Source organism: Acidiphilium sp. 20-67-58, assembly GCF_002255515.1.
In the GTDB taxonomy this organism is placed as follows: domain Bacteria; phylum Pseudomonadota; class Alphaproteobacteria; order Acetobacterales; family Acetobacteraceae; genus Acidiphilium.
Genome location: NZ_NCAS01000003.1, coordinates 1 through 19532 on the forward strand (window position 1 = coordinate 1; position 19532 = coordinate 19532).

At 70.5% G+C, this 19532-nt stretch carries 17 protein-coding genes; 6 read left to right on the forward strand and 11 right to left on the reverse strand.

The window, feature by feature from the left end; genetic code table 11:
* Nucleotides 1–207: 207 nt before the first annotated feature.
* From B7Z76_RS02010 to B7Z76_RS02020, 3 genes are all read left to right on the forward strand, one after another.
* Nucleotides 208–702, forward strand: a complete 495-nt coding sequence (locus tag B7Z76_RS02010; RefSeq protein WP_291341826.1) for a restriction endonuclease — start codon at nt 208–210, stop codon at nt 700–702.
* An 81-nt stretch (nt 703–783) separates the two neighbouring features.
* The gene (locus tag B7Z76_RS02015) at nt 784–1449 is read left to right on the forward strand and encodes a hypothetical protein (RefSeq protein ID WP_291341827.1); all 666 of its coding nucleotides are present in this window, start codon (nt 784–786) and stop codon (nt 1447–1449) included.
* Between the two features lie 86 nt (nt 1450–1535).
* Entirely contained in the window at nt 1536–3098 is a 1563-nt protein-coding gene (locus B7Z76_RS02020; RefSeq protein WP_291341828.1) for a lysine--tRNA ligase, read from the forward strand.
* 42 nt (nt 3099–3140) lie between these two features.
* Here B7Z76_RS02020 and B7Z76_RS02025 read toward each other — a convergent pair whose 3' ends face one another.
* Genes B7Z76_RS02025 through B7Z76_RS02035 form a run of 3 tightly spaced genes read right to left on the reverse strand, consistent with a single transcriptional unit; the run spans nt 3141 to nt 5913 of the window.
* Nucleotides 3141–3890, reverse strand: coding sequence for a GDSL-type esterase/lipase family protein (locus B7Z76_RS02025; protein WP_291341829.1), 750 nt, complete (start codon nt 3888–3890; stop codon nt 3141–3143).
* Nucleotides 3887–5065, reverse strand: coding sequence for an MFS transporter (locus tag B7Z76_RS02030; protein ID WP_291341830.1), 1179 nt, complete (start codon nt 5063–5065; stop codon nt 3887–3889). The genes B7Z76_RS02025 and B7Z76_RS02030 overlap by 4 nt, the downstream gene beginning before the upstream one ends.
* A complete protein-coding gene (locus B7Z76_RS02035; protein ID WP_291341831.1) occupies nt 5065–5913 on the reverse strand; it encodes an undecaprenyl-diphosphate phosphatase in 849 nt (282 codons plus the stop codon). Before B7Z76_RS02035 ends, B7Z76_RS02030 begins: the two co-directional genes overlap by 1 nt.
* Nucleotides 5914–6137: 224 nt before the next feature.
* Here B7Z76_RS02035 and B7Z76_RS02040 point away from each other — a divergent pair, with 224 nt between their 5' ends.
* Together B7Z76_RS02040 and B7Z76_RS02045 are read left to right on the forward strand one after the other, a co-directional pair.
* The gene (locus B7Z76_RS02040) at nt 6138–7592 is read left to right on the forward strand and encodes a DUF2142 domain-containing protein (RefSeq protein WP_291341832.1); all 1455 of its coding nucleotides are present in this window, start codon (nt 6138–6140) and stop codon (nt 7590–7592) included.
* A 154-nt stretch (nt 7593–7746) separates the two neighbouring features.
* Complete coding sequence (locus B7Z76_RS02045; protein ID WP_291341833.1) at nt 7747–8706, forward strand: glycosyltransferase family 2 protein; 960 nt, start codon at nt 7747–7749, stop codon at nt 8704–8706.
* Here B7Z76_RS02045 and B7Z76_RS02050 read toward each other — a convergent pair.
* Genes B7Z76_RS02050 through B7Z76_RS02060 form a run of 3 tightly spaced genes read right to left on the reverse strand, consistent with a single transcriptional unit; the run spans nt 8701 to nt 11700 of the window.
* Nucleotides 8701–9138, reverse strand: coding sequence for a SufE family protein (locus B7Z76_RS02050; protein ID WP_291341834.1), 438 nt, complete (start codon nt 9136–9138; stop codon nt 8701–8703). The genes B7Z76_RS02045 and B7Z76_RS02050 overlap by 6 nt on opposite strands.
* Entirely contained in the window at nt 9135–10388 is a 1254-nt protein-coding gene (gene tyrS / locus B7Z76_RS02055) for a tyrosine--tRNA ligase (RefSeq protein ID WP_291341835.1), read from the reverse strand. The genes B7Z76_RS02050 and tyrS overlap by 4 nt, the downstream gene beginning before the upstream one ends.
* Nucleotides 10389–10431: 43 nt before the next feature.
* The gene (locus B7Z76_RS02060) at nt 10432–11700 is read right to left on the reverse strand and encodes a glycosyltransferase family 87 protein (protein ID WP_291341836.1); all 1269 of its coding nucleotides are present in this window, start codon (nt 11698–11700) and stop codon (nt 10432–10434) included.
* Nucleotides 11701–11799: 99 nt separating this feature from the next.
* On the opposite strand from B7Z76_RS02060, the gene B7Z76_RS02065 reads away from it, so the two are divergent.
* On the forward strand, nt 11800–12876 hold the full coding sequence (locus B7Z76_RS02065; protein ID WP_174504943.1) for an anhydro-N-acetylmuramic acid kinase: 1077 nt from the start codon (nt 11800–11802) through the stop codon (nt 12874–12876).
* Nucleotides 12877–12900: 24 nt separating this feature from the next.
* Here the strand turns inward: B7Z76_RS02065 and topA are convergent, their stop codons facing one another.
* The 5 genes from topA to B7Z76_RS02090 are packed head-to-tail and all read right to left on the reverse strand — an operon-like array spanning nt 12901 to nt 19527.
* Nucleotides 12901–15600, reverse strand: coding sequence for a type I DNA topoisomerase (gene topA, locus B7Z76_RS02070; protein ID WP_174504486.1), 2700 nt, complete (start codon nt 15598–15600; stop codon nt 12901–12903).
* Nucleotides 15601–15619: 19 nt separating this feature from the next.
* Entirely contained in the window at nt 15620–16741 is a 1122-nt protein-coding gene (dprA, locus tag B7Z76_RS02075; protein WP_291341837.1) for a DNA-processing protein DprA, read from the reverse strand.
* A complete protein-coding gene (gene plsY / locus B7Z76_RS02080; protein WP_174504488.1) occupies nt 16738–17316 on the reverse strand; it encodes a glycerol-3-phosphate 1-O-acyltransferase PlsY in 579 nt (192 codons plus the stop codon). Before plsY ends, dprA begins: the two co-directional genes overlap by 4 nt.
* The gene (locus B7Z76_RS02085) at nt 17313–18599 is read right to left on the reverse strand and encodes a dihydroorotase family protein (protein WP_174504489.1); all 1287 of its coding nucleotides are present in this window, start codon (nt 18597–18599) and stop codon (nt 17313–17315) included. Before B7Z76_RS02085 ends, plsY begins: the two co-directional genes overlap by 4 nt.
* A complete protein-coding gene (locus tag B7Z76_RS02090) occupies nt 18592–19527 on the reverse strand; it encodes an aspartate carbamoyltransferase catalytic subunit (RefSeq protein ID WP_174504490.1) in 936 nt (311 codons plus the stop codon). The genes B7Z76_RS02085 and B7Z76_RS02090 overlap by 8 nt, the downstream gene beginning before the upstream one ends.
* Nucleotides 19528–19532 lie beyond the last annotated feature (5 nt).

The following is a 19532-nucleotide window of genomic DNA, read 5'->3' on the forward strand; positions in this document are numbered from 1 at the left end:
GTGATGCCATCAACGCCGTCCTCGCCGGCGCCGGCCACAACCTCCGCCTCCTCCGCAGATGGCTGATCAGGCTTCTTTGTGCCCTCGTCGCATGGCTCTATGCCCCAAACCGCTCACCAAGCCTCGGCTTCGCCCACCGCCAAATCACATAGTTCACAGACGACGACCTACGGAACGCCCCTGCTGCCCCGCCAGCGTGTCAGGGACGTGCTGGACATCTGCGAAGCCATCCATCTCGATCTCCTGGTCCAGCGCCTCGATGCCCGGCTGGTGCATTTCGACCCCGACCGCACCGTCTCGATCGCCCATGTCGATGCGATGAACACCGATGATTTCGAAAAATTCCTCGCCGCCCTGTTCAGGATCGCCGGCTTCGAAATCGATGAAACCCGGCCCGGCGGCGATCGCGGCAGCGTGATGTTCGGCACCCAGTTCGGCAAACGCGTCGTCATCCACGCGATCAGCGAGTCCGGCAGCGTCGCCGCCGCCGCCGTGCAGGACGCGATCTCCGCCCGCAACGTCTACGCCTGCGACGACGCCATCGTCGTCACCAACGCCTACTTCACCAGATCCGCAACCGACCTCGCCAACGCCGCCGGCATCGCCTTGATCGACCGCGTCGAATTGCAGAACTATCTCGACGAATACAATCTCCGCATCACCGAGGCCTATCAGGAAGTGGCAAACCCCGCCCTCGCCTGAAGCAGGGCCCGCCCTGTCAACCACCTTCCCGCCCGCGCATGCTCCTTGCCCACCCCCCGCCGATCGTGCTTGTTAGAAAAAATGACAACCGAAGCCGCACCGCAGGGCTTTCTGCTCCGCTTTGTCGGCTTCATCGCCGCACTCTGCGCCTGCGTCGCCGCCGAGGGCATGCGCTGCCGCCGCGGCGGCCCGGTCACCGTTCTCGCCTGGTCCCGCCTGCGCCGCCTCTGCGCCCGCTTCGAATCCCTCGCCGCCAGGCCGCCCGCGCCGCCGCGCCATCGCGCCCGCCGTCCAGGCCGCGCCGCCGCGCGCTCACCTCTGCCACGCGCCGCCGCGCGCTCGCCCCTGCCGCGCGATTTCGGCTGGCTGCGGCAAACCTTTCCCGCCGCCGCCGCCCTCGCGCCGCAGCTCCGCGCCCTGCTCGATACGCCGGACATGCAGGGCTTCATCGCCGCAACCCCCACCGCCGGCCGCATCCTCCGCCCGCTCTGCCACACGCTCGGCCTTCGCCTGCCGCCCATCCTCGCCCTGCCGCCCCGCGAGCGGAAACCACGGCCCAAACCCGTGCCCGATCCCGCGCCGAAATCCGTAGCCGATCCCGCGCCCGATCCCGCTTCGGCGGCGACCTACACCCGCATGAACCTGGCCGCCCCGCACCAGGCGCCTGCGCCCGGCGGCAAGCCAGTCACCCCCTGGCCCCGCCCGCCGGACCGCCGCTTCATCCCCCCACACCGCCTCCGCACCTGACGAGCCGGCGCCCCCCGCGCCCGGCCGCACACCCATGCCCGATTCAAGCGTTTGACCCGGCCGCGCGCCAATCCTAAACGCAACGCATGACACAGTCCGAAGCCGATACCCCCACGAGCTGGCCCTTCCGCGAAGCCGAACGCGTCGTCCACCGCCTGCACAAATCGGGGAAATCCACGGCCCTGTTCGAAACCGGCTACGGCCCGTCCGGCCTGCCGCATATCGGCACCTTCATGGAGGTCGCCCGCACCTCCTGGATCAGGCTCGCCTTCACCAGACTCACCTGCCTGCCCTCGAAGCTGCTCGCCTTCTCCGATGACATGGACGCCTTGCGCAAAGTCCCCGGCAATGTTCCGCAGCAGGACATGCTGCGCGAATTCATCGGCCAGCCGCTCACCCGCGTGCCCGACCCCTTCGGCACCCATCCGAGCTTCGGCGCCCACAACAACGCCCGGCTGCAAGCCTTCCTCGACTCCTTCGGCTTCGAATACGAATTCGCCTCCTCCACCGAATACTACACCTCCGGCCGCTTCAACGACGCGCTGCGCGCCGTCGCCGCGAAGCACGATGTCATCCGCGACATCATCCGCCCGACCCTCGGCCCCGAGCGCCGCGCCACCTATTCGCCCATCCTGCCGCTGCACCCGCGCACCGGCCAGGTCATGCAGGTCGCGATCGACGAGGTCGATGTCGATGCCGCAACCGTCACCTGGCGCGATCCGGAAACCGGCATCCTCCACGAAACCTCGATCCTCGATGGCGGCGCCAAGCTGCAATGGAAGGCGGACTGGGCGATGCGCTGGTTCGCCCTCGGGGTGGACTACGAAATGTCCGGCAAGGACCTGATCGATTCCGTCCGTCTCTCCAGCGCCATCGTCCGCGCCCTCGGCGGCGAGCCGCCCGAAAGCTTCACCTACGAGCTGTTCCTCGACGAGCACGGCCAGAAGATCAGCAAGTCGAAGGGTAACGGCCTCTCGGTCGAGCAATGGCTGACCTACGCCCCGGCCGAAAGCCTCGGCCAGTTCATGTTCGCTTCGCCCCAGCGTGCCAAGCGCCTGTATTTCGACGTCATCCCCCGCGCCACCGACGAATACCTGACCCACCAGGACAATCTGCGCGAAGGCAAGGGCAGGGCGGAGGACAATCCCGCCTGGTTCATCCATGGCGGCGACATCCCCACCGCGTCGAGCAGCCCGATCCCCTTCGCCATGCTGCTCAACCTCGCCTCGGTGGTGAACGCCGAAACCCCCGACCTGCTCTGGGGCTTCATCCGCGCCTACCGGCCCGAGGCAACGCCGGACACCGCCCCCTTCCTCGCCCGGCTGGTCGATTTCGCGGTCCGCTACTATCAGGATTTCATCAAGCCGGCGAAGCAATACCGCCCCCCCACCGAGCTGGAGCGCGCCGCCCTGCTCGACCTCGCGGATGCTCTGAAAACCATCCCCGATGATGCCGACGCCGAAGCCCTGCAGAACCTGCTCTACGACATCGGCAAGCGCCACCCCTTCGCCAGCCTGCGCGAATGGTTCGGCTGCCTCTACCAGGTCCTGCTCGGCCAGACCGAGGGCCCGCGTTTCGGCGGCTTCATCGCCCTGTACGGCATCGCCCCCACGATCGGCCTGATCGAACAGGGCCTCGCCCTCTCCTGATCGCGGGCCTGATCACGGGCCTGATCGCGGGCGCCGTTCAGGTCAGCGCATCAGCCGCTCGATCGTCGGCTGCAACGCGGCGGCGATCCGGCGCATGCCCTCGGCATCCGGGTGCAGCGCGGGCTCGGGGGGGTGCATCCGCGGATCGACATAGAGTGCCGGGTCGGGGCGGCCATCGGTCTCCAGCACATGCCCGACATCGCGGAACGTCACGAGCGAGCTTTCGGCATAGTGGCGGGCGAGAGCCGCGTTGATTGTCCGGGTCTGCGCGCTGATCCACGCCGAGCGGATCGAGGGCAGGATGCCGAGCAGCAGCACATGCGCGCGGGGAACATGGCGGTGCAGATCATCCACCACCGCCTCGATTCCCGGCACCGTCTGCCCGGCGCCCCAATGGGTGCGGCCGAGATTGTTGGCGCCGATCAGCAGCACGACGAGTCTCGGATGCAGGCCGGCGAACTCGCCATGGTCGATCCGCCAGATCACGCTCGCCGTGGTGTCGCCGATCAGGCCGAAATTCAGCGCGTCGTAACGCCCGTAATAATGGCGCCAGATCGGCAGGATCTGCTGGTAGGGGTGCTTCCCCTCGCGATGCCAGTATTCGGTGATCGAATCGCCGAGCCAGACCAGCCGCGCATTGGGATGCGCGCGCGCCTCCTGCTTCGTGTGCTCGAAGCGCTGCCGCCACCAGGGCAGGTCCATCCGCCCGATCGGCGCGGCGGCAAGATTGACATGCGCCTGGGCGGTGAGCGGAACAAGCAATGCCAGCAGCAGGCAGAGGCGAAGGATCATGCGGACCTCGATGGATCGTGGCGCCCGAAGACGCGAGGATAGAAGAACAGATACGCCCCCTGGAACAGCCCGGCGAGCAGGAAGGGTGCGGCGAGGGCGCCGGACTCGAACAGCACGCCGGCCAGCGCCGGGGCGACGCCGCGCGGGATGAGCACCGAGATCGTGTTGACGCTGGCGGCAAGCCCCCGCCGCTCGCTGCGCACAATGCCGAGGGCGACCGCCTGGCGCGCCCCGGCCGTGCCGCGGTTGAAGGCCGAGCGCAGGGCGTAGATGACCAGTGCCACGCCGAAGCTCGGCGCGAAGGGCAGGGCGAACAGGCTGACCAGCCCGATCCCGCGCATCAGCACCACCGCCCGCACCGTGCCGATAAGCCGGGTCAGCCGCCCGGTGGTCAGCGCCGCGATCCCGGCCGTGGCGAAGGCGATCGCGAGCGCGGGGCCGATGGCGGCAGCCCCTGCATGGAAGCGGGCGGCGAACCACCAGGAGATGAACGGGCCGGACAGGCCGATCCCGGTGCCGTTGAGAACATTGAGCCCGGCGAGTTTCCACAGCAGGCTGTTCTCCGCCTTCGAGACGGCCTCGTGCCCCTCGGCCCGGGCGGCTTCAGGCAGGCGTGGCGGATCGGGGGTGAGGGCGAGCAGCAGGGTTGCGATCAGCGAGGCCGCGAGCGGCAGGGCGAACATCGGCCGCGCCGCGCCGATCAGCCCAGCCAGCACGGCGCCGATGGCCATGCCGAAAAACCCGATCGCGGTGTTGAGCGACAGCACCGTGCCGAACTCCCGCTTCTCGATCAGGCCGGACAGCCAGGATTGTTCCGCCGGCGCAAAGGGGCCGGCGGCGCCGTTCGCACCCCGGCCGAAGCCGCCGATCACCGCGGCGAAGGCGAGCGGCAGCGTCGCCTGGGTCAACAGGCCGATCAGCGATGCAATCACCGAGATCGCCTCGTAGACGAGGACGAAGCGCTTGCGGCCGAAGCGGTCGCTGGCGGGGCCGACCAGCGTCGTCACCGCAACGGCGAACAGGATCGACAGGGCGAAGACAACGCCGAGCAGCGTGGCACTCCAGCCGAGCCTGGTCACATAAAGCGCGAAATCGACCACCAGCGCGCCCTGGGCGATGCTGCGCGCCCCGCGCGCGCCCATCAGGCGGGCGATGTCGGGGCGCGCCGTTGCCATCAGATGCCGGCCGGGATCAGGATCAGGCTCAGCCCGCCGAGAACGGCGCAGTAGATGGCGAAGGGGCCGAGCGCCCAGCGGTCGTGATCGCGGAAATAGCGCATCAGGAAGGCGGTCGAGAGATACGCCACCACCCCGGCGACGATGGCGGCGATCACGGCGGTGCCGAACATGCCCCGCGCGGCGGCGGCGTGGTGCAGCAGATGCGGCACCTCGACCACGGCGGCGCCGGCGATCACCGGGGTCGCCATCAGGAAGGCGAAGCGGGCGGCGGCCTCGTGGTCGAGCCCGCGGGTCAGGCCGCCCACGATCGCCGAGCCCGAGCGCGACAGGCCGGGCAGGAAGGCGAGGCACTGGAACAGGCCGATGATCATGGCGTCGCGCAGCGTCATCTGGCCGATGCCGAACCCGTTCCCGGTGCGGCGTCGACGCAGCTTTTCGCCGATCACCAGCACCGCGCCGTTGGCGATGAGGAAGGCGGCGGCGATTTCGGGACTGGCGAAGAGATGCTGGATCGGCTTTTTCAGCGCGAAGCCGATGATCACGGCGGGCAGCGTGGCAACGACGAGGCGCAGCAGCAGGCCGCGCTGGGCATCGACCTCGCCGGGGTCGCCGCGGCCGAGCAGGCCGGTGAACATCGCCCACCATTCACGCCAGAAATAGAGCAGCAGCGCCGTCGCGGTGCCGACATGCAGAAGCACCACGAAGGGCAGGAAGGACGGTGCGGCCTGGTCGATCCGCCAGTGCAGCAGGGTGGGGACGATCACGACATGGCCAAGGCTGGAGACGGGAAAGAGTTCCGTGGCGCCTTGCAGGAAGGCGAACAGGATTGCGGTCAGCAGGGTCATGGCGGCTCCGGCGGTTGAGGGTGCGGCTTCCTTGGCAAACAAGTGGCGCAAAGGCAACGCGGCCGGGTGGCGGCCGCCAACCCGGCGCCGCCCTGCTTGCCATTCCTTCATCCGCCGCACATAGTTCCGTCATTATCCGGAGCCGTTTTTCGCGGTCTGACGTGAGCGTGCCGGCGCCGCATTGCTGAATTTGGAAACCACCATTGTCGATCTCTCCGCTGCGGATGTTTCAGCCCCTGTGCCGTCTGGTCTCTGCGCTCGCCCGGCCGCGAAGACTGGTTGCGCTGTTCCTCTGTTTCGGATTGGCGACCGGCACGGAACTCGCGTTCCTCGTGCCGATCGGCCAGGTGGCCGACGAGCCGTGTCAGATGGCGCGGGCCGATGGGTTGCTCTATGGCCAGCTTCTCGGCCATCGGGTGATAGATCCCCTCCAGCACCATGTCTCTTCCGCGGTGACCAACAACGCCGCCGTCGTCCGTATTTGGCAGCTGATGCTGGAGAACGGGGAAGGCAACAAGCGGGTCTCGCAGGCGCAGATGGCACACGCGCGGGCGGTAAGGTGGTCCGGTCGCACGACGCTCATGGATTGTCCGAACACCGTTGCGTATTTTCCGGCGCTGTTCCTGCCGGCGACGATCGGGCTCGGCGCCGGTTGGCTCGCCGGCCTGTCGCCCTGGCGGACGGTGCTGCTCGGCCGGGTCCTGATGCTGGCGGCGTTTCTTGCCATGGGGGCGGCGGCGCTGGCGCTGGCGCGCTGGGGGCATGCCCTGCTGTTCGCGATGCTGATGCTGCCGATGACGGTGTCGCTCGCCGCCTCGTTCAACGTCGATGGCCAGATGATCGGCGCGGCCGCGCTCGCGGCGGCGCTGCTGACAAGCGATCCCGAGCGTGAGCCCGCCCGGCGCTGGCTCGCCGCCGCGCTGCTCGTGCTGATGATCATGACCAAGCCGCCCTACATGCCGCTGCTGTTCATCGGCCTGCTGCCGCTGGCGCAGCCGCGCTGGCGCGCCGTTCTGGCCCGGCTGTCACTGCTGGCGGTGCCGTCGCTGGTCTGGCTCGGCGTGGCGCATCATGTCTCGGCGGCGCCCATCTATCACGTCGCCCCCTACCATCCGGGGCCGCTCTGGCCCGGCCGGCACGACCTGTGGCTGACCACGATCGATCCGGCCGCCGGCCTGCGCAGCCTGATCGCGCATCCGCTTGCGGTGGTCCTGCTGCCCCTCCACGCCCTCGCCGCCAACGCGCCGCTTTACCTGCGCGAGGCGATCGGCACACTCGGCTGGCTCTCGGTCATACTGCCCCGATGGGACTATCAGGGCTGGAGCCTCGCCCTGCTCGTGGCACTCCTCGGCACGATGCTGGCCGGCCCCGCCGACCGTCGCTCGGCGGGCGATGCCGGGTTCGCGGCGCTGCTGGTGCTGGGCGGCGTGCTGGCGATGATGCTCGCGGTCTATCTGAGCTGGACCTATACCGGGTACGACCGGATCGACGGCATCCAGGGGCGCTATTTCCTGGTGATCCTGCCGTTTCTGCTTTTCCTGCGGCCCGGACCGGGCTGGAGACCGGGCACGGTGGCTTCGCGTCAGGCGATCGAGACGCTGGCCGCGCTGCCGGCGGCGGTGATGGCGCTGGCCAATCTCGCCGTGTTGCCGCAGATCCTGGCCCGGATCTTTTACTGAGCCGTGCAGGCACCGTTTGCCGCGGCGCCGGTTTGCCGATAAAAGGAAATCACTCGCGTTATGGTTGTGATGGCGCCGGCCTCTGCGCGGCGCGCGCGGTCGCACGGCGCATGGCGCATGGCGCATGGCGCATGGCGCAGGAAAGGGACATGTCGTGTCGGCACAGGCAAGCCCGGTCACGGTTTCGGTCGTCGTGCCGTTTCACAACGAGGCCGGCAATGTGGCGCCGCTCTACGAGCGGCTCGCCACCGTGCTCGATGGCAGCGGCGAGAGCTGGGAGCTGGTCTGCGTCAATGACGGCAGCCGGGATGCGACGCTCGCTGCCCTGCTCGGCCTCGCCGCGCGCGATGCGCGGGTGCGGGTGATCGACCTGTCGCGCAATTTCGGCAAGGAGGCGGCGCTGACCGCCGGGCTCGACCATGCGCGCGGCGCGGTGGCGGTTCCGCTCGACGCCGATTTGCAGGACCCGCCCGAGGCGATTCCCGCGCTGCTGGCGAAATGGCGCGAGGGTTATGACGTGGTCAACGCCACGCGGGTCTCGCGCGAGGGCGACGGCGCGGTGAAGCGGTGGACCGCGCACATGTTCTACCGGGTGATGAACCGGCTGAGCGATGTGCCGATCCCGCGCGATACCGGGGATTTCCGGCTGATCGCCCGGCCGGCGCTGGAGGCGCTGAAGCGGCTGCCGGAGCGGCGGCGGTTCATGAAGGGACTGTTCGCCTGGATCGGCTTCCGCACCACCACCATCGCCTATCACCGCGCCCCGCGCCATGCCGGGCGGACCAGCTGGACCTACTGGAAATTGTGGAATTTCGCGCTGGAGGGGGTGACCTCGTTTTCCAGCGCGCCGCTGCGGCTGGCTTCCTATCTCGGCTTCGCCGTCTCGGTCTTCGCCTTCGTCTACGCGGCGGTGACGATCTTTCGCAAGCTGGTCTATGGCAACCCGGTGCAGGGCTATCCCTCGCTGCTGGTCGCCATCCTGTTCCTCGGCGGGGTGCAGCTCATCGCCCTCGGCATGATCGGCGAATATCTCGGCCGGCTCTACGAGGAGAGCAAGCAGCGGCCGCTCTACATCGTGCGCGAAGTCATCGGCGGGAGCGCGCCGGACTCATGAGGCGGCGAAGCGCTGGATGCGTTCGGACATCGCCGCGACGCCGTTGCCGCGATTGCCGGACAAGGCGCCGATCAGCCCCCATTCCTTGAGGAAAACCGGCGGTGTGGCGCGGATCTCCGCCGGGGTGCGGCCGGAATAGACCTGCAACAGCATGGCGACGAGGCCGCTGACGATCGCGGCGTCCGACGCGCCGGCGAAATAGAGCTTCCCATCCGCGAGCTTCGGCTCCAGCCAGACCCGGCTCTGGCAGCCGGGCACCAGCCGGTCGTCGGTCTTCAGCGCCTCGGGGAAGGCGGGCAGCGCCTGGCCGAGTTCGATGATGAACTGGTAGCGGTCCATCCAGTCATCGAACAGGAACAGCTCGTCATGCAGGGCGGCGATCGCCGCGGCAGCGCTTTCCTGCGCGGGGGTGACGAAGGGCGGCGCGCTCATGCCGGGCGGACCAGGCGGTGGTGCTTCCGGCCGGACGAGAGCTTGGCCGCGCCGTCGATCACGTCGGCGAGGGTGACCATGTGCGCCTCCTCGGCGATCGGGGCGTCGTTGAGCCGCGCGCCGCCGCCGCGGATCAGCCGGCGCGCCTCGCCGTTGCTGGCGGCGAGCCCGGCTTTCACCAGCAGGGCGAAGGCGGGAATGCCGGCTGCAAGCTCGGCGGCGGGGATATCGATCCCCGGCAGGGTTTCCGCCGCCTCGCCGCCCTCGAAGGTGCGGCGCGCGGTCTCGGCCGCGGCCTCGGCGGCGGCGCGCCCGTGGCAGAGCGCGGTCGCCTCGGTGGCGAGGATCTTCTTCGCCTCGTTGATCTCGGCCCCTTGCAGCGCCTCCAGCCGGGCGATCTCTTCGAGCGGCAGGTCGGTGAACAGGCGCAGGAAGCGGCCGACATCCGCATCCTCGGTGTTGCGCCAGAACTGCCAGTAGTCGAACGGGCTGCGCCTTGCGGCCGAGAGCCAGACGGCGCCGGCCGCGGTCTTGCCCATCTTCGCCCCCGAGGCGGTGGTGATCAGCGGCGCGGTCAGGCCATAGACCTGCTTGGCGTCGGTGCGGCGGACGAGGTCGATGCCCTGGACGATGTTGCCCCACTGGTCCGACCCGCCCATCTGGAGCACCACGCCGTAGCGGCGGTTCAGCTCGCGGAAATCATAGGCCTGCAGGATCGAGTAGTTGAATTCGAGGAAGGTCAGCCCCTGTTCGCGCTCCAGCCGCGAGCGGACCGAGTCAAAGGACAGCATGCGGTTGACGCTGAAATGCACGCCGACCTCGCGCAGCAGGTCGATATAGCCGAGCGTATCCAGCCAGTCGGCATTGTTGACCATGATGGCGTCGGAGGGACCGTCGCCGAAGCGCAGATAGGCGGCGATGTTGTCGCGGATGCCGGCCATGTTCAGCGCGATCTGTTCCTCGGTGAGGAGCTGGCGGGCTTCCTCGCGGAAGGAGGGGTCGCCGATGCGGGTGGTGCCGCCGCCGAGAATGGCGACCGGCTTGTGCCCGTGCTTCTGCAGCAGGCGGAGCATCATGATCTGGATCATGTGGCCGACATGCAGGCTGTCGGCCGTGCAGTCGAAGCCGATATAGCCGGCGATCGGGCCGGCACGCATCGCCTCGCGCAGCCCCTCGGTGTCGGTGCACTGGAAAATGTAGCCGCGCGCCTCTGCCTCGCGCAGGAAATCGCCGGTATCGGTCATGATCATGGTTCCGCCGTGGTCGGGGTGGCCGCAACCGGCCCGTTTGTCTTCAGATGTGCGCGGGGTAGCACGCGGGGGCCGGCGTGCCAATTCCGCCCGTCGCACGCGCGGCGCGCAGGGCGCCGAGCAGGATCGCCAGCGGGGCGGCCTCGACATGCGCGAGGCTCGCCAGCAACGGCCCGAGCACCGGCCAGAGCCAGAGCAGCACATCCGCCGGCTCCAGCCGGCCGCGCCGCCAGGCGAGCCAGGCGGTCATCACCGAAAGCGCGGCCATATCGTTCACATAGGCGTAGGGCGTGACGAGCAGGGTGAGGCAGACGGTGAGCGAGGCGCGGGCGACCGGGTCCGGCGTCGGGACGCGAGAGCCGTGATCCGGCGCCGGAACGCGCCAGGCCCGCCAGCACCAGGTCGCGGCGGCCAGTGCCGCGGCGGCCTGCGCCGCGCCGGCCAGCACCACGCTGGCGCCGAGGCTGCGCGCCATCCAGAACACCGACACACCGTTCAGCTCGTAGCGCGCCGGGAACGGGGCGACGAGATGGGCGTGCGCCGCCGCCATGCCCGGGCCGAGCCAGGCCGTCCAGATCGCCGGGCCGGTGATCAGGGTGATCGCGGCGGCCAGGGCGGCTGCCAGTGCTGCGCCGGTGGCAAGGCCCCGCCAGTCGCCGCGCGCGAGCAGCACCACCGGGCCGAGCAGCCCGGCCTGCGGCTTGAGCGAGAGCAGCCCGAACAGCGCGCCCGCCGCCGGTTGCCGGGCCGACGCCGCGGCGAGTGCGGCGATGAAGATGCAGCCCGAGAGCGGGCCGAATTCACCGATCGACACGCCGATGAGCGACGCGGGCCCGAGCAGCCCCGCCGCGATGACCGGCCATGGCGCGCCGGCGCGGCGCAGCAGGAACGGGCAGGGCAGGGCGATCAGGATCGTCCACACCAGCAGGCCGGCGCCGGGCGCGAGCGGGGCCAGCGGCAGCATCGCGAGAAGCGCCGGCGGCGGGTAGAAGAACTGCATGAAGCCCGGCAGCCCCGCCCCTACATGCGCCGCCGTCCAGCCAAGAAAGCGGGACGGCGTATAGAGGCTCGCCGGCGCGGCCGAGACGGCGATATGCGCGGCCGGCCAGAAGGCGAAGAAATCGCTCGGCAGCACCGCCGGCACCACCTGCTTCCCCTCGAACACGGTGGCGGCGATCACGCCCAGCACATGGAGCATCGCCCGCGCCGGCGACAGCCAGGCCAGGCTCGCGATGCCGAGCAACAGCCAGGGCAGGAAGGTGCGCCCGTTGACCGCCGGGCGGAAGCTGCCGCGCGCCGCGCGAGGTTCCACGTCCGATCCTTTGCTCCGGTTCTTGTAAACCCCGCCGCCGCGGCGGATAAGCGAAGCATGCCCGAAACAGGTTTCCAGACCGCTAACGACGGCGCCGCGCTGCACGCGATCGGCCTGATGAGCGGCACCTCGCTCGACGGGGTCGATGCCGCGGTGATCCGGACCGATGGCGAGCGCATCCTCGCTACCGGCCGCTCGGCCACGCTGTTCTACGAGGAGCCGCTCCGCGCCCGGCTGCGCGCCCTGCTCGACGCCGCCCCCGGACTGCCGGCCGACGACCCGGAACTCCGCGCGCTCGACCGCCTGCTGGCCGACCGCCATGCCGAGGCGGTGGCGATGGTGGCGAGCCGGGCCGATGTGGTGGGGTTCCACGGCCAGACCATCCTGCACGACCCCGACCGGCGGCGGACCTGGCAGATCGGCGATGCGGCGCATCTCGCCCACAAGACGCGGCTGCCGGTGGTGCATGATTTCCGCAGCGCCGATGTCGCCGCCGGCGGGCAGGGCGCGCCGCTCGCGCCGCTGTTCCACGCCGCCCTTGCCGAGGCGCTGGAGAAGCCGCTGCTGGTGGTCAATATCGGCGGGGTCGCCAACATCACCTGGCTCGGCCCGGCGGGCGAGGTACTGGCCTGCGACACCGGGCCCGGCAACGGCCCGCTGGACGACTGGGTGCAGCGCGCCACCGGCGCCGCCTTCGACGCTGACGGCGCGCTGGCCGCCGCCGGGCGTCTGGATGAGCGGCGTCTCGCGCGGCTGATGGACGATCCCTGGTTCGCGAGGCCGGCGCCGAAATCGCTCGACCGGCTGCATTTCTCCACCCGCCTCGCGGCGGCGACGGAGGGATTGTCCGCCGCGGACGGGGCGGCGCTGCTCGCCGCCTTCACCGCCGCGGCGATCGCGGCCTCGCCGCTGCCGGCGCCGCCGCTGCGCGTGCTGGTGGCCGGCGGCGGACGGCACAATGCCGCGATCATGGCGGCGCTGCGCCGGCACTTCGCCGCCCCGGTCGAGCCGGTCGAGGCGGTGGGCTGGGATGGCGATGCGCTGGAGGCGCAGTGTTTCGGGTTTCTCGCGGTTCGCGCCCTGCGCGGCCTGCCGCTCTCGCTGCCCGGGACGACCGGCGTGCCGGCGCCGCTCGCGGGCGGACGGATCGTCCGGCCCGGCCCAGAGTCAGAATAGGAGTCGGAACCGGAAGCGGGCGGCTCAGCCGCCGGAGCGCGCGGCCTTGCGGGCGGCGGGCTTTGCCTTGGTGGCGGCCGCCTTCGGTTTCGCAGCGGCCTTCGGCTTCGCGGCGGCTTTCGGCTTCGCGCTGGCGGCCTTCGGCGCCGCCGCGTCCCTCGACTTTGCTGTGGGCGACTTTGCTGTGGGCGACTTTGCTGCGGGCTTGGCGCCCTTGCGGCCGCGCGGCGCCAGCGTCTTGCCCTTCTCGGCGAGCAGGGCGACCGCCTCCTCCAGCGTCACCGTGCCGAGTTCGCTGCCGCGCGGCAGGGTCGCGACCGTCTTGCCATGCTGGACATAGGGGCCGAAGCGGCCCTTGCGCGCGGTCACGCTCTCGCTGTCCTTCGGGTGCGGGCCGAGATCGCGGATGCCTTCCTGCTTCTTCGCCAGCACCATCACCGCGCGGTTGAGGCCGACGGCCAGCACGTCGTCATCCTTGTCGAGCGAGGCGAAGATCGGGCCCATCTTCACATACGGGCCGAACCGGCCGATGCCGGCCTGGATCTCCTGCTTCGTCTCCGGATGCACGCCGATCACGCGCGGCAGCGAGAGCAGGCCGATCGCCTGCTCCAGCGTGATCGCCTCGCCGGTCATCCCGCGCGGCAGGGCGGCGCGGCGGGGCTTCGCCTTCTTGTCCTCCGGATCGGGCTCGCCGAGCTGGACATAGAGACCATAGGGGCCGCGCCGCAGCGTGACGGGAATCCCCTCGGCATTTTCGCCGAGCTGCTTCATCCCGTCGCGCAGCTGCTCGCCCTCCTCCTCGCCGCCCTCGACGGCGAGGCGGCGGGTATACTGGCATTCGGGATAGTTCGAGCAGCCGATGAACGCGCCGAAGCGGCCGAGCCGCAGGCCGAGCCGGCCGCTGCCGCAGGCCTGGCAGACCCGCGGGTCCGACCCGTCCTCGCGGGCGGGGAAGAAATGCGGGCCGAGATCCTCGTCCAGCGCGTCGATCACGTCGGAGATCTTGAGATCCTTGATCTGCTCGACCGCGCCGGAGAAATCGGCCCAGAAATCCCGCATCACCGCCCGCCAGTCGAGCCGGCCGTCGGAGACCTCGTCGAGCTTCTCCTCCAGATTGGCGGTGAAGCCGGTCTCGACGTACCGGCCGAAGAAGCCGACCAGGAAGGCCGTGACCAGCCGGCCGCGATCCTCGGGGATGAAGCGGCGGTTTTCCATCCGCACATAGTTGCGCTCGCGCAGCACGGTCAGGATCGAGGCATAGGTCGAGGGCCGGCCGATGCCGAGCTCCTCCATCCGCTTGACCAGGGTGGCCTCGGAAAAGCGCGGCGGCGGCTGGGTGAAATGCTGCTCGGCGGCCACCGGCCCGCTGGCGAGCGGGTCGGATTTCGCCATCGGCGGCAGCAGCCGCGCGGTCTCGTCCTCCGGGTCCTCGTCCATGCCCTCGCGGTAGAGCTTGAGGAAACCGTCGAAGGCGAGGATCGAGCCGGTGGCGCGCAGGGTGGTGCCGGCGGCATCGGCAAGCTCGACCGTGGTCTGGTCCAGCTCGGCCGACTGCATCTGCGAGGCGAGGGCGCGCTTGTAGATCAGCTCATACAGCCGCGCCTGCTCGGGCGAGAGATGGCGGGCGGCGCGCTCGGGGGTAAGGGCGAAATCGGTCGGGCGGATCGCCTCGTGGGCTTCCTGCGCGTTCTTCGCCTTGGACTGGTATTCGCGCGGGGCGGCGGGCAGGTAGTTCGCACCGAACGCGTTCTTCACCTGGTCGCGGGCGGCGGTGATCGCCTCGCGCGCCATCTGCACGCCGTCGGTTCGCATGTAGGTGATCAGGCCCACCGTCTCGCCGCCGATCTCCACCCCCTCGTAGAGCTGCTGGGCGGTGCGCATGATGGATTGCGCCGTCATATGCAGCTTGCGCGAGGCGTCCTGTTGCAGGGTCGAGGTGGTGAAGGGCGGCGGCGGGTTGCGGCGGACGCGCTTCTTCTCGATCGAGACGACGCTGAAGGTGCCGCGTTCGACCGCCGCCTTCGCCGCATCGGCCGCTGCCTTGTCCGCAAGGTCGAACTGGTCGAGCTTGCGGCCGTCGAGATGGGTGAGGCGGGCGCGGAACGGCGCGCCGGCGGGGGTGCGGAACTCGGCCTCGATCGTCCAGTATTCGCGCGGGCGGAACAGCTCGATCTCGGCCTCGCGCTCGCAGATCAGCCGCAGCGCGACCGACTGCACGCGCCCGGCGCTCTTGCTGCCGGGCAGCTTGCGCCAGAGCACCGGCGAGAGGGTGAAGCCGACCAGATAATCCAGCGCGCGGCGGGCGAGATAGGCTTCGATCAGCGGCGTGTCGAGGTCGCGCGGGGCGCGCAACGCCGCCTGCACCGCCGATTTGGTGATCTCGTTGAAGGTGATGCGGTGGACCTGCTTGCCCTTGAGCACGTTGCGCGCCTCGAGCATGGCGCGGACATGCCAGGAAATCGCCTCACCCTCGCGATCCGGGTCGGTGGCGAGGTAGAGCGTGTCCGCCCCTTTCAGCGCCTTGGCGATGGCGGCCACCTGGCGGTCGCCGCGGGCATCCTCCTCCCACGACATCGCGAAATCCTCGTCCGGGCGCACCGAGCCATCCTTCGGCGGCAGGTCGCGGACATGGCCGAAGGAGGCGAGGACGGTGAACCCGTCGCCGAGATATTTGTTGATCGTCTTGGCCTTGGCCGGAGATTCAACGACGACGATGGCATTCATGTCTAGCGCGGTGTCCCGTTCAGCACTCTGAGAGCAGACAGACCCGGTTGCCCGGCAGGGTTTCGATCCGGCCGGCAAGTTCAAGCTCGGCCAGCACGGCAACAATGATCGGTGTGGAGAACTGGCAGTGCCGTGCCAGTTCGTCAACACCGACCGGGCTGGCGGAGAGCAGCGGCGGGATTTCGCGTCGGGCGCGGTCGAGCGCGTCGCCCGGCTCGGGCTCCGCCATCGGCGGCTCGGCGAGGCCGGCGGGCGGGGCGGCGATCCGCGCGTCGGGAAACAGCGCGCCGGGCCGGGGCGGCAGGTTGGCGAGGATGTCGGCGGCTGATTCGGCAAGCCATGCGCCCTGGCGTATCAGCTCGTTGCCGCCGCGGGCGCGCTCGTCGAGCGGCGAGCCGGGCACGGCGAACAGCTCGCGGCCATAGTCGCGCGCGAAGCGGGCGGTGAGCAGGCTGCCCGAGCGCAGCGCCGCCTCGATGACGACGACGCCGAGGGCGAGGCCGGCGATGATGCGGTTGCGCTTGGGGAAATGCCGGGCGAGCGGTGCGGTGCCGGGCGGCGCCTCGGCGATCACGGCGCCCGCCTCGGCGATGCGGGCCTGCAGGTCGCGGTGTTCGGGCGGGTAGACCATGTCGAGCCCGCCGGGAATGGCCGCGATGGTGGTACCCTCGCGCAGCGCCGCCGCGTGGGCAGCGGCGTCGATCCCGCGGGCGAGGCCGGAGACCACCGGATGCCCGGCGGCGGCGATCTCGCCGGCGATGTCCGCGGCGATCCGCCGTCCATTGGTCGTGGCGTTGCGCGCGCCGACCACGGCGACGATCGGCCGGTGGAGCAGGGCGATGTCGCCTTTCACCGCGATGACCGGCGGCGCGTCCGGCAGCAAGGCGAGCAGCGGCGGATAATCCGCATCGCCGAGAAAGAGCAGCCTTGCGCCGAGTTCGGCATGGCGGTCCAGCTCGCGGTGGATGTCGGCGGGAGCGGGAATCCGCAGGGCGCCCCGCCGCCCGCCCATGCGCGCGAGGCCGGGCAGCGCGTCCAGCGCCTCCGCGGGGCTGGCGAAGCGCTCGCGCAGGCGGCGGAAGGTCTGGGGCCCCACGCCCTCGGTGCGGATCAGGCGCAGAAGCGTCGCCGGATCGCTCACGCCGACAGCCTGATCCTCGGCTCGGTGCCGGCGCGCAGCCGCGCGATGTTCGCCCGGTGCTTGAAGACGACGAGGGCGGCGATGGCGAGGGCGACCGGCGCCGCATGGAAGCGCCCGGACAGCAGGGCGAGCAGCGGGGCCGCGGCGAAGGCGGTCAGCGCGGCGAGGGAGGAAATCTTCCGCCAGAACGCCATGGCGAGCCAGATCAGGCAGCAGGCGGCGCCGACCGGAAAGACGAGGGCGAGCAGCACGCCGAGCCCGGTCGCCACCCCCTTGCCGCCGCGAAAGCCGAGCCAGACGGGGTAGAGATGGCCGATCACCGCGAACAGCGCGGCGAGATCGGCGGCCGTGCCGCCGGCATGGCGGGCGAGCAGCACGGCGGCGGCGCCCTTGCCGCCATCGAGCAGCAGGGTCAGCGCGGCGAGGCTCTTGCGCCCGGTGCGCAGCACGTTGGTCGCACCGATATTGCCCGAGCCGATCCGCCGCACATCGCCGAGCCCGGCCGCGCGGGTGAGCAGCAGGCCGAAGGGGATCGAACCGAGCAGGTAGCCGAGCAGGGCGTACAGCGCGATCATCCGTGCACCCGCCGCCCGGCCTTCCACGTGAAGCTGACCACCCCTTCGACCGGCCGTCCGTCGAAGGGCGTGTTCTGCGCCTTGCCGGGCAGGGCGCCGGCCTCGATCCGCCAGGGCCGCTCGGGGGCGAACAGGCAGAGATCGGCCGCGACACCGCGGGCGATGCGCCCGGCATCCAGCCCGAACAGCCGCGCCGGCCGGTCGGTCAGCAGGGAGAGTGCCGCGATCAGCCCGAGCCCGCCGGACTGCACCTGCGCCAGCGTCACCGCGAGCAGGGTGGCGAGGCCGGCGCCGCCAGGGGCGGCCTCGGCGAAGGGCAGGCGCTTGTCGTCGGCGTCGCGCGGCTGGTGGTCGGAGACCACGGCGTCGATCGTGCCATCGGCCAGAGCGGCGCAGACGGCGAGGCGGTCGGCCTCGCTGCGCAGCGGCGGCGACAGCTTCGCATAGGTGCGGAAATCGCCGATCGCGTTCTCGTTGAGGTCGAAATAGGGCGGCGCGGTGTCGCAGGTGATCGCGAGGCCCCGCCGTTTCGCGCCACGGATCAGGTCGAGCGCCTCGCCGGTCGAGACATGGGCGAAATGCACCGCGCCGCCGGTGAGTTCGGCAAGGCGGATGTCGCGCGCGACCATCATCGCCTCGGCGCAGGCCGGGATTCCGGGCAGGCCCATCAGCGTCGCCCGTGCCCCGGCGGTCGCCGCACCGCCGGCGGCAAGGCTCGGCTCCTCCGGATGCTGGACGATCATGGCGCCGAAGCCGCGCGCGTAGGACAGGGCGCGGCGCATCAGCCCGGCCGGGCCGATCGCCCGCGCGCCATCGGAGAAGGCGACCGCGCCGGCCGCGCGCAGCAGGCCGTATTCGGCGATCATCTCGCCCTTGCAGCCGCGCGTCGCCGCGCCGTAGGGGGCGATGGTGAGCCGTCCGGTCGCTGCCCCTGCACCGGCAAGGGCGCGGACCAGCGCCGGGTCGTCGGTGGCGGGGATATTGTCCGGCAGCACGGCGATGGTGGTGATGCCGGCGGCATTGGCGGCCTCGGCGGCGGTGGCGATGGTCTCGCGGTATTCATAGCCGGGCTCGCCGAGCGAGGCGCGGGCATCGACCAGGCCGGGGCAGAGGATCTGCTCGCCGGCGTCGATCATCACCGCCCCATCCGGCCGGCCGAGACCGGCGCCGAAATCGGCGATGACGCCGTCGCGCACCAGCAGGTCGCCCACCGCGTCGTGGCCGGTGGCGGGATCGACGATCCGCGCGCCGCGGATCAGCGTGTCGGGGGGCGTGTCATGCATGGGCGAGCGCCGTCCGGGCCAGCACGTCGAGCACCGCCATGCGGATGGCGACGCCCATCTCCACCTGCTCGCGAATCACCGAGCGGGTGGGGTCGTCGGCCACCTGGCTGTCGATCTCGACGCCGCGATTCATCGGGCCGGGATGCATCACCAGCGCGTCCGGCTTCGCCACGGCGAGCTTCGCGGCATCGAGCCCGTAGAAGGTGAAGAACTCGCGCGCGCTGGGGATCAGCCCGGCGCTCATCCGCTCGGTCTGCAACCGCAGCGCCATCACGATGTCGGCGTCGCGCAGGCCCTCGCGCATGTCATGGAACACGGTGGCGCCGAACTGATCGATCCCCGAGGGGATCAGCGTCGGCGGGCCAACCACGCGCACCCGGCTGCCCATCGCGGTGAGCAGCAGCAGGTTCGAGCGGGCGACGCGGGAATGCGCGATATCGCCGCAGATGGCGACGGTGAGGCCGGCGAGCGTGCCCTTGTTGCGGCGGATCGTCAGCGCGTCGAGCAGCGCCTGGGTCGGGTGTTCGTGCATCCCGTCGCCGGCGTTGATCACCGCGGCATCCACCTTCTGGGCGAGCAGCGCGGGCGCGCCGGAGGCCTTGTGGCGGACCACCAGCAGGTCGCAGTTCATCGCGTTCAGCGTCGCCGCGGTGTCGAGCAGGGTCTCGCCCTTGGAGACCGAGGAGGTCGAGACCGACATGTTGATCACATCGGCGCCGAGCCGCTTGCCGGCGAGCTCGAAGCTCGTGCGGGTGCGGGTGGAATCCTCGAAGAACAGGTTGATCAGGGTCCGGCCGCGCAGCACGTCCCGCCGCGTCTTGCCTGACCGGTTGAGCAGCACGTAGCTCTCGGCGAGGTCGAGCAGGGCGGAAATGTCGCGCGGGTGAAGACCTTCGATTCCCAGGAGATGGCGCGTCGGCAACCGCATGACGG

Coding starts and splice junctions, on each gene's coding strand:
- B7Z76_RS02015 (WP_291341827.1), top strand. CDS start 784: ATGACAACCGAAGCCGCACCGCAGGGCTTTCTGCTCCGCTTTGTCGGC.
- B7Z76_RS02020 (WP_291341828.1), top strand. CDS start 1,536: ATGACACAGTCCGAAGCCGATACCCCCACGAGCTGGCCCTTCCGCGAA.
- B7Z76_RS02025 (WP_291341829.1), bottom strand. CDS start 3,890: ATGATCCTTCGCCTCTGCCTGCTGCTGGCATTGCTTGTTCCGCTCACC.
- B7Z76_RS02030 (WP_291341830.1), bottom strand. CDS start 5,065: ATGGCAACGGCGCGCCCCGACATCGCCCGCCTGATGGGCGCGCGCGGG.
- B7Z76_RS02035 (WP_291341831.1), bottom strand. CDS start 5,913: ATGACCCTGCTGACCGCAATCCTGTTCGCCTTCCTGCAAGGCGCCACG.
- B7Z76_RS02040 (WP_291341832.1), top strand. CDS start 6,138: ATGTTTCAGCCCCTGTGCCGTCTGGTCTCTGCGCTCGCCCGGCCGCGA.
- B7Z76_RS02050 (WP_291341834.1), bottom strand. CDS start 9,138: ATGAGCGCGCCGCCCTTCGTCACCCCCGCGCAGGAAAGCGCTGCCGCG.
- tyrS (WP_291341835.1), bottom strand. CDS start 10,388: ATGATCATGACCGATACCGGCGATTTCCTGCGCGAGGCAGAGGCGCGC.
- topA (WP_174504486.1), bottom strand. CDS start 15,600: ATGAATGCCATCGTCGTCGTTGAATCTCCGGCCAAGGCCAAGACGATC.
- plsY (WP_174504488.1), bottom strand. CDS start 17,316: ATGATCGCGCTGTACGCCCTGCTCGGCTACCTGCTCGGTTCGATCCCC.
- B7Z76_RS02085 (WP_174504489.1), bottom strand. CDS start 18,599: ATGCATGACACGCCCCCCGACACGCTGATCCGCGGCGCGCGGATCGTC.
- B7Z76_RS02090 (WP_174504490.1), bottom strand. CDS start 19,527: ATGCGGTTGCCGACGCGCCATCTCCTGGGAATCGAAGGTCTTCACCCG.